The 12,708-nt window shown below is 46.1% G+C and carries 10 protein-coding genes and 1 pseudogene; 2 read left to right on the forward strand and 9 right to left on the reverse strand.

Annotated features, from left to right (window positions below; all coding sequences use genetic code 11):
* Positions 1 to 3: 3 nt before the first annotated feature.
* The 4 genes and pseudogenes from WJQ40_RS11040 to WJQ40_RS11055 all read right to left on the reverse strand — a co-directional run.
* Positions 4 to 489 (reverse strand): annotated as a pseudogene (locus WJQ40_RS11040) (beta-L-arabinofuranosidase domain-containing protein); the annotation flags it as partial.
* 56 nt (positions 490 to 545) lie between these two features.
* The gene (locus tag WJQ40_RS11045; protein ID WP_337540217.1) at positions 546 to 1,571 is read right to left on the reverse strand and encodes a LacI family DNA-binding transcriptional regulator; all 1,026 of its coding nucleotides are present in this window, start codon (positions 1,569 to 1,571) and stop codon (positions 546 to 548) included.
* A gap of 169 nt (positions 1,572 to 1,740) precedes the next feature.
* A complete protein-coding gene (locus WJQ40_RS11050; RefSeq protein WP_337540228.1) occupies positions 1,741 to 2,700 on the reverse strand; it encodes a radical SAM protein in 960 nt (319 codons plus the stop codon).
* 5 nt (positions 2,701 to 2,705) lie between these two features.
* Positions 2,706 to 4,145: a DUF6056 family protein gene (locus WJQ40_RS11055; protein ID WP_337540230.1), complete on the reverse strand. Its 1,440-nt coding sequence runs from the start codon at positions 4,143 to 4,145 to the stop codon at positions 2,706 to 2,708.
* 146 nt (positions 4,146 to 4,291) lie between these two features.
* Between WJQ40_RS11055 and WJQ40_RS11060 the strand changes: the two genes are divergently transcribed.
* Positions 4,292 to 5,203, forward strand: a complete 912-nt coding sequence (locus tag WJQ40_RS11060) for an alpha/beta hydrolase (RefSeq protein ID WP_262575654.1) — start codon at positions 4,292 to 4,294, stop codon at positions 5,201 to 5,203.
* The gene (locus tag WJQ40_RS11065; RefSeq protein ID WP_337540236.1) at positions 5,200 to 7,308 is read left to right on the forward strand and encodes a methyl-accepting chemotaxis protein; all 2,109 of its coding nucleotides are present in this window, start codon (positions 5,200 to 5,202) and stop codon (positions 7,306 to 7,308) included. The genes WJQ40_RS11060 and WJQ40_RS11065 overlap by 4 nt, the downstream gene beginning before the upstream one ends.
* A gap of 26 nt (positions 7,309 to 7,334) precedes the next feature.
* Here WJQ40_RS11065 and WJQ40_RS11070 read toward each other — a convergent pair whose 3' ends face one another.
* From WJQ40_RS11070 to WJQ40_RS11090, 5 genes are all read right to left on the reverse strand, one after another.
* Entirely contained in the window at positions 7,335 to 7,835 is a 501-nt protein-coding gene (locus WJQ40_RS11070; RefSeq protein WP_262575656.1) for a tRNA (cytidine(34)-2'-O)-methyltransferase, read from the reverse strand.
* Positions 7,835 to 9,262, reverse strand: a complete 1,428-nt coding sequence (locus WJQ40_RS11075; RefSeq protein WP_118797242.1) for a HAMP domain-containing sensor histidine kinase — start codon at positions 9,260 to 9,262, stop codon at positions 7,835 to 7,837. Before WJQ40_RS11075 ends, WJQ40_RS11070 begins: the two co-directional genes overlap by 1 nt.
* Positions 9,262 to 9,960 (reverse strand): response regulator transcription factor, encoded by a 699-nt coding sequence (locus WJQ40_RS11080; protein WP_118797241.1) that lies wholly within the window; start codon positions 9,958 to 9,960, stop codon positions 9,262 to 9,264. Before WJQ40_RS11080 ends, WJQ40_RS11075 begins: the two co-directional genes overlap by 1 nt.
* Positions 9,961 to 9,974: 14 nt before the next feature.
* Positions 9,975 to 12,398 carry an endonuclease MutS2 gene (locus WJQ40_RS11085; protein WP_337540240.1) on the reverse strand — a complete coding sequence of 808 codons (2,424 nt, stop codon included), beginning with the start codon at positions 12,396 to 12,398 and terminating at the stop codon, positions 9,975 to 9,977.
* Positions 12,399 to 12,526: 128 nt separating this feature from the next.
* Positions 12,527 to 12,708 (reverse strand): AraC family transcriptional regulator (locus WJQ40_RS11090; RefSeq protein WP_337540243.1); only part of this gene is annotated, 182 nt, incomplete at its 5' end.

Here is a 12,708-nt window from a genome sequence, read left to right on the forward strand (position 1 = left end):
CACTTCAACCTTAGTGTTTCCTGCTCCTACTTCAACAACTAAATAACCGTTTCCAATTTCCGGCAATATCAGTTTATCATTAATACTAACCTGATAGTTTCCGGCATATTCAGGGATACGCATTTTTATTCTCTGTTTATTCTCACATTCCATGGTAAGGAAAACTTTTCCGGTCTGTAAAAGCTGCGAATTCATTTCAAGTGAGATTTTTTTGTTATGAATATTCGTTACCGCTGTTGATGAAATAAATTGATGTATGTACACTGCATCTTCATCCTGTGCATAAATATATTGTCCCAGAGACGCTAATGTTCTTGCTATATTGGGTGGACAGCATGCCACATTAAACCATTCCTGCCTTTCCGCCTTTACATGATCCATATAAGTATGTTCTGTACAAAACTCCGGTACCATTTCAAGTGGATTCACATAAAAATATCTATCCCCTTCTATGTTAATACCTGCAAGTACCGTATTATACAAAGCTCTCTCTACCGCATCATAATCATATGTCTATTCATTATTTTACCTCTCTTTTTCGTATTTTAAATAACTGAATTTTTTTCCAGGAATTCACATGGCAGTATAACCTTCCTGTTCTCAGGCGTTTTGCCACTGATCAGGTCTAATAATACCTGTCCTGCCTTCTCTCCCATCTTTTCCAGCGGGATATCAACTGTTGTTAACCTTGGTCTGGTAAATCTGCACTCCTGTCTGTTGTCAAATCCGATCACAGAAACATCTTCCGGGATCCGTACACCGTCATTCAGCGCTGCATCCATAAAGCCTACTGCCATCAGATCATTCATGGCAAAGATTGCTGTTGGTTTTTCTTCCAGCTGTTTGAACCTTTCATATGCCTTTACCCCATCTCCAAATTCCCAGGCTCCCGGAAAGATATATTCTTCCTTCAATTCCTTCCCTGCCTTTTCCAGCTGTGTGATAAAGCTTCTCAGACGCTTCTGTGAAGGCAGGGAATCCTCTGCCCCCTTGATCACCCCGATTTTCTCATGTCCATGTTTCACCAGGTACTCTGCAACATCTGCAATAACATCCATATTGTCATAGGTTACATAATAGTTCTTTTTGGATGTGTCATAGCAGTAAACCAGGACGATCGGTATACTCAGCTTGGGGATCAGTTCCATTACATCCCTGTCATGCATCGCAACATAGACAAGTCCGTCAATCTGGGTTTTGTTAAAAAGCTTTATACTTTTACTTATTGCTGACTGATAACTGGCTAATTCAGAATAATGATTTCCTGTCTTCTCAAGAAGACTCATATTATTCAGGATCACCGCATAGCCCTGCTTTTCAACGTAGTTATTGATCCCGTTAATGATCCGTGGTGTCTGAAACGCTGTGATATCTTCTACCATGATTCCAATCGTGTTGCTCTCCTTTGTCCTGAGGCTTTTGGCAAACCGATTGGGACTGTACCCCTCCCTTTCTATGATTTCCATTATTTCTTTTCTTTTTTTCTCACTGACATTCCCAGTTCCGTTGATCGCGTTCGAAACTGTTGCGGCAGTTACACCTGCCAATTGCGCAATTTCCTTCATGTTCATGAGGATTCCTCCATTAGTTAATCGATTTACTAGATCCGCAAAAAAAATTTCTCTCCCATTTAGTTAATCGATTAATCTTGATTACACAATACCATTTGCCAGCAGAATTGTCAATCACCGAGCCCTCATTTCAGATAAGTTTGTTACTTTTCAATAATTAACATTTTCATTAACTGGTAAAATTACCGGGTTCTGTCAGGCTGTATCTTTTCAAAATTCCTTCCCCATCAAATTCCGGAATAAAGCTCTCCTTTGCTGTCTCCCCTTCCTGGATAAAAACATTTTCCATCCCAAGGGAAAGTATATACTCTACGACTGCCTCATACTCTCTTTTTGTCACCCTCCGGCAGAGTTCCCTGCAGTCTTCCCTTTCCTTCAGTCTCTCAAACGGTGTATACTGATTCATCAGGCTTAAAATGACCCTGTCTCCGTAATTCTGATGTATATACGCTATAACCTCTCTGGCATTCCTCTTATGTCCCGGCAGGAGCAGATGCCTTACAATAACCCCCTTCTGCAGCATCCCCTTCTCATCAAATACCGGTTCTCCTGTCAGGCTGAGCATTCTGGCAAGTGCCTTCTTCGCTATCTCCGGGTAATCCGGCGCAAAAGAAAATTTCCGTGCCAGTTCCTCTTCCATATATTTAAAATCAACCAGAAAAATGTCCACTGTCCCCCGGAGGCTTTCGATCAGCTCTTCCTTTTCGTAGCCGCTGCAGTTATAAATCACTGGCAGCATAAGTCCTCTTTCCCTGGCCATTCTTACTGCAGGGATAACCGCCAGTGTAAAATGATCCGGTGTCACCAGATTGATATTTGCTGCTCCCTTACCCTGCAGGGCAAGGAAGATATCAGCAAGCTGTTCTATGCCCACCTCAAAGCCTTTTCTTCCCCTTGCCAGTTCAAAGTTCTGACAATAAATGCAGCGCAGGCTGCAGCCGGCAAAGAAAACAGCCCCGCTTCCCGCTTCTCCGGAAATGCAGGGCTCCTCCCACATATGCAGGGCAGCTCTTGCCACTACCGGCCGGCTCTGTGAAACACAATACCCTGTCTCTCCCTGCTGCCGTCTTGCACCGCATTCTCTGCTGCAAAGATTACAGGGATCATCTGTCAGTTTCTGCAGCTGCATAATACTCACTCCCTGCTTCCATAACGTACATCCCACTCGTCCCGCGGGATTGCCGTTATATTTCCAATATCATAATAGATCTCATAAAAATGGTTAATCCAGTACTCCTTATCATCCGTCAGATCTGAATCATGGGCAACACTGTAGACAGTCCTGAATTCTTCCCGGAACTGTGGGATCACCACAATACCATCCTCATTCTCTCCATGCTCTGCCTCGATCAGCGCTATTCTCTCATTCTCTTCTCTGTAAATTCTTGCAAGATCTACCAGGTTTTCCACATAGGTAAAGAAAAGTATCATGCACAGCACACTGACAAGCCCACAGGTAAGGAGCTGTACCGCCAGCTCCTTTTGTTCCCTTGCCTCCACGATCCCCTGGATACAGGCGATCATCAGAAATACTCCCGCTCCGAAAAACGCCCGGTCTGCCGGTGTCGGGATCAAAGCAAGGACAAAGGAGGTTGCCAGAAAGGCCAGTATGAACAGAACCGTATCATTCGTCCTTATCCTGGCAAAGGTCTTCAGCTTCCCCTGAAGGGACAGCAGGACAAGGATCAGCACCGCCATGATCATAAGCACCAGAAAAAGCTCATGCATATTCACGATGACCTTATAGGTGCGCGACAAAAGGCCCACGATACCTGTGTATTCATCTCCCTCCGACATGGTCGCACTGCGCTTCCTGACTCCGGGCGCCATCACCATTCCAAGAAGCCCGCAGCACATTCCCGCAATCCCTGAAACCATAAAGGGATATACTGTTTTTCTTTTTTCCTTCCGCCTGTCAGTCCAGAAATTCAGACTGTAGAGCAGTACAAGAAACAACCCTCCCCCGGAGGTATTTTCATTGCACCAGCCCGCCAGTACGCCAAGCAGGAACATACCGGCTCCCACAAGGACAGCATGCTTTCTGTCCGGCTGCTGAAGGAGCTTCCGGTATACTGTAATAAACAGCAGAATGATCACGCTGCCCCACAGATAGTTGCAGGCACCACAGATCCACAGCATAGTCTGTCCGAATTCAACAGAAAACAGCCAGAGGAACGAAAGAATCGTAAGCAGCACAAAGCTGTCATATTTTTTCCTTTTTTGGATATTAGCATAAATCAGAAATGCCAGCAGAAGAAACATCAGACTGTTGATCACATTAAATATCTGCTTATCCATGGAAAGAGACAGTCTTACATTGAACTGTCCGATAATCCTTCCACTATTGGATAAATACTCACCATACTGCTGCCTGACCAGATCCAGCAGGGAATGTGCCTTTCTGACATCGATCAGATAAGCATAATCATCTGACAGGTATGGTGTCAGCAGATTATACGTATATATTGTAACAAAGGCAATGCCTGCTATCAGATAAAAAAATAATTTCCTGTTTTTTTCAAAAAATCCTGTCAAAGCAATATCCTCTCTGTTGTCCTGATTTATCTTTTTCATTGTATCAGACCCCTCTCTCCAATGCAATCCTCCCGGTCTTATATTCCCGCCTATAAATTTTTAACTATATATTCTTTCATTTATCTCTTGAAAAAAGCAGATAAAAATTTTAATATGAGTATAGTATTGTTTAGGAGTACAAAAGCATGAGTCAATGGATTACAAACATATTTTACAGACAGCGGAAGGACTTCCAGAAGACCTATGCCGGTCGTGATCAACAGTTCCCGCCTTTACCGGGAATCATATGTCAGGCCGATATCCCCTATGCCGGAGATACTCTTCCTGCCCACCGCCTGGACATTTACTATCCTGAGAAAAGACAGGATGTACTTCTTCCCGTCATGATCAACATCCATGGCGGCGGTCTTTTGCTGGGCAGCAAGGAATTTAACAGACCCTTCTGTGAACGAATCGCCGGGAAGGGCTTTCTGGTATTCAGCATAGACTATCGCCTTGTACCGGACTGCACTGTCTTTGACCAGTTTCAGGATATATTTCTGGCCTTTGATTTTATAAAAGAAAACCTCGCACATTACCAGGGTGATCCGGATCAGGTTTATGCTTCCGGGGACAGCGGTGGAGCCTGCCTTCTCACCTACACTGCTGCCATGCAGAATTGTAAAAGGCTGGCAGAAGCTGCAGGGGTTACTCCCTCTGCATTAAAGCCGGTGGCGATCGGGCTGATCAGTGGCATGTTTTATACCACAAGAAAAGACAAGATCGGTCTGTTCCTTCCTACCTATTTATATGGAAAGCATTATAAAAAGGAAGCTTTTGCTCCTTATGTAAATCCAGAGCACGAAGATATCGTTTCCAGCCTGCCTCCCTGTTTTCTGACTACAAGCCATAATGATAACCTGAGAGACTATACAGTTTCCTTTGCCAGGGCACTGCGCCGGCACCATATACCCCATAAGCTTCTGAACCTTCCGGCAGACCGAAGGCTTACCCATGCTTTCAGCGTCTTTGATCCTTCCCTGCCGGAAAGCGAAGCACTGATCAATGACATGCTGCAGTTCCTGCAGGCCTGCCAGAAAGGAAGAACTTACAAATGAACTACGATGAAAACCTCTTTAAAGAGAAAGCCAACAAAAAGGCCAGACGTATCTGGCTCGTCTTTGCCCTCCTGCTTTCTGCCAATTACGGCTCAGATGCAGCGGGACACCTGTACCCCATGAACCAGTATGTGATCTTTCTGATCCTTTGCTGGGTTCCCTTCCTTGTTGGTGATATTATCCTGAAGATCAAGGGGAAGGCCTCCGATCTTTACCGGCTGGATCTCGTGATCGGCTATGGGATCTTCTATACCTTCGTTCTCTGTACGACGACTTCTCCCATCGCCTTCACTTATATCCTTCCCGTAACCAGCCTGCTCGTGCTGTATAAGAATAAACGCTTTATGGTTGGCTGTGGCATAGCCAATTCCATCAGCGTCATCCTGAGTGCTGTATACCGGGCAGCTGTCCTTGGCTGCACTTCCGCATCCGATATGAAGAATTATCAGCTGCAGGTATCCTGTATCCTTTTATGCTATATCTGCTACATTATGTCCATCCGTCATCTGAACGAATCTGATGGTGCACTGACAGACAGCATCAAAGCCGATCTGCAGCGTGTCATCACAACCGTAGAGAAGGTCAAAACCTCCAGTAATGCTGTTATGGATGGTATTACCGTTGTCAGGGAGCTGGCCGCCGAAAACAAGCACGGATCTGATGTAGTCATGCTAGGCATGAATGAGCTGACACAGAATAACAACATGTTAAAGGATCGCACAGAATCTTCAAAGAGCATGACCTCCGGCATCAGTACCCAGGTACAGCATGTCACCGATATGATAAAGGAAATGGTAGCACTTACGACAGAATCTGAAAAGCACGCACTTACCAGCTCCACAGATCTTGACGGACTCGTAAAAACTGCCGGAACCATGGCAGAGCTTTCTTCAAAGGTAGAACAGATCCTGCAGAGCTTTAAGGAAGAGTTTTCAACTGTGAAGCAGGAAACCGGAAAGATCGACAATATTTCCAGCCAGACAAACCTTCTTGCCCTGAATGCTTCCATTGAGGCTGCAAGAGCAGGAGAAGCAGGAAAAGGGTTCGCCGTTGTTGCAGACCAGATACGGACACTCAGTACGGAAACAAAGGATTCCTCTGCCCAGATCCGTGAAGCACTGATCCGTCTGGATGATATTTCCAGTAAAATGACGGATTCCATGGAGGAAACCATCAGACTGATCCAACTGACCCTTGAAAAGGTAACGCTGACCGGCCAGAATGTAAGTATGATCACCAGGGATTCCACCCAGATCGGCGAGCATATAAAGACGATCGATTCCTCCATGAAGGAGGTTGAAAATTCAAATCTCCAGCTGGTAGACAATATGGAGCAGGTATCCTCCATTATGAAAACAATAACAGACAATATCCGCAGTTCCAGTGAGATCAGCGAGCAGATGCTCAGCAAATATGATGAAAGTGCAAGCAATATCAACCAGATTGAAGATGTTATCCAGGCTCTTATGTGCGAACTCGGTATTGGCGGCTTCATGGGAATTTCCGATGTTAGGCCTGGAATGAAGGTAAGTATCCAGGCTCTTATGGATGGAAAGCCCTGCGAATATCACGGAGAATTTGTAAAGCAGACAACGAATGGTATTCTTATCTCCCTGGAGAAGAAGCCCGCTATCTCCAAGCCTGTTTCCTGCAGGCTGCAGATCACTGTTGGCAATATCATTTACTGCTGGGAAGATGCACAGCTCCAAAAGGACAATGCTTCCGCTGATTATCAGGTCAGCTTAGGTTCAAGACCCCAGATCCTGAACCGCCGGAAATACCCAAGAATTGACATTTCCAATTATTGTATTGTAACCATTAAAGAAACCGGCCTGCAGTATCATGCCAGACTGAATAATATCAGTGCAAATGGCTTTGCCTTCCTTTCCAAGGAACCGGTCTTTGCAGAAGGCAAGGGTACTGATATCTCTGTCACGATCGAGAATTTCGCCCTTCCCTCACATTCCACACTGGAGGGGCACATTATCCGCTGCTCCAATAATAATGGAGTTTACATCGTAGGCTGCCAGATGCCGGAGGATAACTCATATATTAAGGACTTCGTTGAAGCACAGCTCAAAAAAGGAACGCAGGCATTTAAATAATGTCTGCGTCTTCTGTTCTGTTTTCTTTATTCCTCTGTTTTCCAGCTCAATCTGTGTAATTCCCCAGTAAGCTGCATACTTGCAAACCGCTGCTGCCGCAGTGCTTCATAGAGAACGATCGCCACAGAGTTGGACAGATTTAAGGAGCGGATCGCCGGCTCCATCGGTATACGGATACAGGTTTCCTCATGCGCTACAAGGATCTCCTCTGGAATCCCTGCGCTCTCTTTTCCAAACATGATATAATCATCCGGGGCAAAGGACACATCCGAATAAACATGCTTTGCCTTGGTCGTTGCCATCCAGATCCTGGCTCCTGGATGCAGACTCTGAAACTCTTCAAAGTTCATATAACGGGTCACATTCAGATGCTCCCAGTAATCCATACCGGCACGTTTGATTTCCTTCTCTGTCAGCCGGAAGCCAAGCGGCTCGATCAAATGCAGATCTGTTCCCGTAGCAACACAGGTTCTTCCTATGTTTCCCGTATTTGCCGGGATCTCCGGCTGATGTAAAATGATGTGCATTATAATTCTTCCTCTCCATTCTCTGCGACCGGCAGAGAAAAAATGAATTCAGAGCCAACCCCCTCCGTGCTGATCACATTAATATGCTCACCGTGGGCACTGATGATCTCCTTTACGATAGAAAGCCCAAGTCCGGTTCCCTTCTTATCCTTGCCCCTTGACAGATCTGACTTGTAGAAACGGTCAAAGATCATTTTCAGATCATCCTTGGGGATCCCGATACCACTGTCCTTTATCGAAACAAAGATCTTGTTCTTCCTTTCTGTGGTCTCTATTTTAATGACTGAATCCTGATGGCTGAATTTGATCGCATTGTCCAGCAGATTATATAACACCTGCTGGATCTTATCCACATCCCCATTGACAAACAGCTGATCTCCTGTCAGTGTCAGTTCAATCGCTATGGTCTTCTGCTTACAGGTTCCTTCAAAGGATGCTGCCGTATTCCGGATCACCTGATTGATATCAAACAGACTCCGGTTCAGCATCATACCCTTTGTATTCAGGTTATTCAGTGTCAGGAGACTTCCCGTCAGCTTGGTCAGTCTTTCTGTCTCATTCAGGACGATCCTCAGGTACTTCTCATGAAGCTCTGCCGGGATCGTTCCATCCAGCATGGCCTCCAGATAGCCCTTGATGGAAGTCAGAGGTGACCGGAAATCGTGGGAAACATTTGCCACAAACTTTTTCTGGTTGTCCTCGCTTCTGGCGATCTCACTGGCCATATAGTTCAGTGAAGCTGCCAGATAACCCATCTCATCTTCACTGTCAACCTGAAACTCATAGTGCATGTTTCCTGCCGCATACTGTTCGGTTGCTTCCGTGATCTTGCGAAGCGGCAGATATACCATTTCTGTAAAGAAGATCAGGATGATCAATGATAAAAGGAACAGAATCACCAGCATCAGATAGGAAATGTTCAAAAGGCTGTTACAGGATGCTGCGATATTCTGCATGGGATAATGGATCACCACATAGCCCCTTACCTTGTAGGCCGAAGTAATCGGTGCAAATACGCTGAGCTGTTCCTCTGTAAAGCTGTCAAAAAAGTTCCCTACTGTATAGTAGCTGGAGCCTGTCACCGTCGGATCAAACCCAGTGATCACTGTCTCGTTTTCCACATCTACCGGTGTACGTGAATCCAGAACCATACGTCCTGATGGATTGATGATCCAAAGCCTTGCTCCCAGATACGTATCCAGAGCATCGATCTGCTTTTTCACTGTGTCCAGGGATGTGGTATTGTTGTACAGATCAGAGGCATAGGTATTGGCGATCAGCGTTGCTTCTTTATACAGGGCATCTGCCTTCTCCCGCTTCAGATGCTCCATCGTCATATTATTTACAAAAGTCGCTACGACCATAAATCCGAAAAAGCCAAAGATCAGATAGGCCAGCAGAAATTTTAAATACAGCGTCTTTCGCATTATCTTACCTCAAATTTATAGCCGATGCCCCAGATCGTTGCAATCCTCCAGTGTGCATGGTCATTGATTTTTTCTCTCAGTCTCTTGATATGGACATCCACCGTTCTGGTATCTCCGATATATTCATATCCCCAGATCTGATCCAGAAGCTGCTCTCTGGTAAACACATGATTGGGAGAGGACGCAAGGAAGTACAAAAGCTCCAGCTCCTTGGGCGGCATTTCCACCGTTTTTCCCATATAAAGGACAGAATAATTGGTCTGGTTGATCACGAGATCCGGGTATTCCACACATTTTACATCCGGCTCTGCAGGCGCAGCCACCACCGGCTTGTAACGCCGAAGGACTGCCTTTACCCTTGCTACCAGTTCCTTGGAATCAAAGGGCTTTTCCATATAGTCGTCTGCACCAAGCTCAAGGCCCAGTACCTTGTCAAAGATCTCTCCCTTGGCAGAGAGCATGATAATGGGTACCGAAGACTTGGCACGGATCTCCCGGCATACCTGATATCCGTCAATTCCCGGCAGCATCAGATCCAGAAGGATCAGATTCGGCCCAAAGGAATCCGCCAGCATCAGTGCTGTTTCTCCATCCGGTGCGATCATGGTGTCAAAGCACTCCTTTGTCAGATATAATGAAATCAGCTCTGCTATATTACTGTCATCATCAACGATGAGAATTTTCTGTTTTCCTGCCATAGCATCCTCCCTGTTTAATCCTTAAATGTAACAATTGTGACACCTGCGTCACCTTCTCCGTATTCTCCCAGCCGGTAGCTCTTCACATATTTGACTCTCTTTAAATGGTTTTGTACGGCATTCCGGAGAGCACCGGTTCCCTTGCCATGCACTACCCTTACAGAGGGCAGATGTGCCAGATAGGCATCATCCAGATATTTGTCAAGCTCCGGCAGTGCCTCATCCACGGTTTTTCCAAGGAGATTGATCTCGCCGGAAACACTTAAGGACTTGGACATCTTGATACCGCTTGTACCAGTACGGGTGCGCTGCAGCACCGGCTTCTTTTCTTCTGCTTCTTTTTCCTTTGCATACACAAGATCGTTAATATTGACCTGGGAGCGGATCACTCCGCACTGTACAAATACATTTCCTTTATGATCGGGTAGCGATGTAACCGTTCCTGTCATTCCCATGGACAGGATCTTTACCGTATCTCCCTTTTTGATCTTGTCAGCCGTCAGCCTGCCGGATTTTTCCTTTGGTTGGCTCTTTATGACAAGCTTGTCGTTTTTCTCATTGATCTTTCCTCGGATCTTTTCCCTGGATTTTTCAAGATCCTTTAAGGATGCACCCGGTCCTGCCTTCTGGAATACCCGGATTGTTTCATCTGCCACGTCCTTGGCATTCTGCAGAATATCCCTTGCCTCTTCGTTAGCCTCCCTGAGGATCCTGTCTCTGGCACTGTCGATCTTTTCATTCTTTTCCTGCAGACGCTTCTTCAGTGTCCCGATCTCCTCCTTGTAGGAAGCGATCTCAAGACGTTCCCTCTCTATAGTCACCCTGCTCTGCTCCAGATCTGCCAGCAGATCCTCAAAGCTTCTGTCATCACTGCTGAGCTGCTTTCCTGCTTCTTCAATGATCTCGTCGGAAAGCCCCAGCTTTCTGGAAATGGCAAAGGCATTACTCTTACCGGGAATACCGATCAGCAGCCGGTAGGTCGGTGAAAGTGTCTCCACGTTGAACTCACAGCAGGCATTTTCCACCTCCGGCGTGGTCAGGGCATAGACCTTCAGTTCGCTGTAATGGGTCGTTGCCATAGTTCTGATCTTCCGATTATGAAGTCTTTCCAGAATAGCGATCGCAAGAGCAGCACCCTCTGTCGGATCTGTTCCTGCGCAGAGCTCATCGAACAGACACAGGGAATCCTGATCGGCATGCTTCAGAATGGATACGATCCTTGTCATATGGGAGGAAAAGGTACTGAGACTCTGCTCAATACTCTGTTCATCCCCAATATCCGCAAACACATCCTGAAAAACCGAAAGCTCCGAACGATCCAGTGCCGGGATATGCAGTCCTGCCTGTCCCATCAGCGTAAACAGTCCAACGGTCTTCAGAGATACCGTTTTTCCGCCTGTATTTGGTCCTGTAATGATCAGCTGGTCAAAGTCCCTGCCAAGATAAATATCGATGGGGACAACCTTTTTCGGGTGAAGCAGGGGATGTCTGCCCTTCCTGATATGAATGGCATGCTCCCTGTTAAACACCGGTCTTGTGGCATTCTGCTCCAATGCTAGTGCCGCCTTGGCAAAGGTAAAATCAAGGAATGTCATGATCTTCTGATTTTCAAGGATCTCTTCTGTATGCTCTGCAACCTGGCTGCTTAAGTCTGCCAGGATCACTTCGATCTCTTCTTTTTCTGCTGCAGCCAGCTCCTTCAGCTTATTGTTCAGCTCTACCACTGCTGTAGGCTCAATAAAGAAGGTGGAACCCGTAGAGGACTGGTCATGCACCATACCAGGCACCTGACTCTTGTATTCCGCCTTTACGGGAATACAGTATCTGTTATCCCTCATGGTGATCACTGCATCCTGCAGATAACTGCGGCAGGAGCCATTTACCATAGACAGCAGATGGCTGTGGATCCGTTCTCCTGTCACAGCAATGTTTCTCCGGATATGCTTGAGATTTACGCTGGCATCATCCGCAATCTCTTCCTCTGACAGAATACATCTACCGATCTCTGCCGAAAGCTGTGTCAGCGGCTCCAGTCTTTCAAAATGTCCGGCAAGGGAGCTTGCCTGATAATCCCCACTCTCTTCTCCGTCCCGCTCTGTATTTTCTCTCTGCTTTCTTCCATAGGCCTTGATCCTGTTTACGTTTTCCAGCTGTCCTGCTACCTTCAGAAGCTCTGAGGCTGACAGCGTACTTCCTATCTCCAGTGATCTGAGTGCCATGGTCAGGTCCTTATTGCCTCCAAAGGAGGTGGATCCCTTCTGAAAAAACATGGTAAGGGCATCTGCCGTCTGTGTCTGCGCTTCTTCGATCTGTGCGGTCTCTGTCATCGGCTCCAGCTCTGCACACAGCCTTCTTCCGGGATCGGAGGTGGCCTTTTCTGTAAGTCTTGCCCTGACCTTTGTATATTCTAATGTTTCCAGTACTTTCCTGTTTACCATATGCTTCTGTCTCCCGCTGCCCTGTTTACAACGATTTCAGTATAGCATATTTTACTGAAAAAATCCCCCAAAAAAGAATGCTGCAATCCGGTTTTCCGGGCAGAAACATCTTTTCCTAAAATATACCGTTATTTTCTTCTTTTATATTCTCCTACCGTCATACCGGTATATTTCTTAAACTGCCTGCAGAAATAAGATGCGTACTGATATCCCACCTTTTCTGCCAGCACATTGACATTGTCAATCCCCTGATCAATCTTGAGTTTCCGTACTTTTATCCACACTTCCCTGCTTTCACAGGTTCTGTCAT

The sequence above is a fragment of the Suilimivivens sp. genome (assembly GCF_037359455.1).
GTDB classification, from domain to species: domain Bacteria; phylum Bacillota; class Clostridia; order Lachnospirales; family Lachnospiraceae; genus Suilimivivens; species Suilimivivens aceti.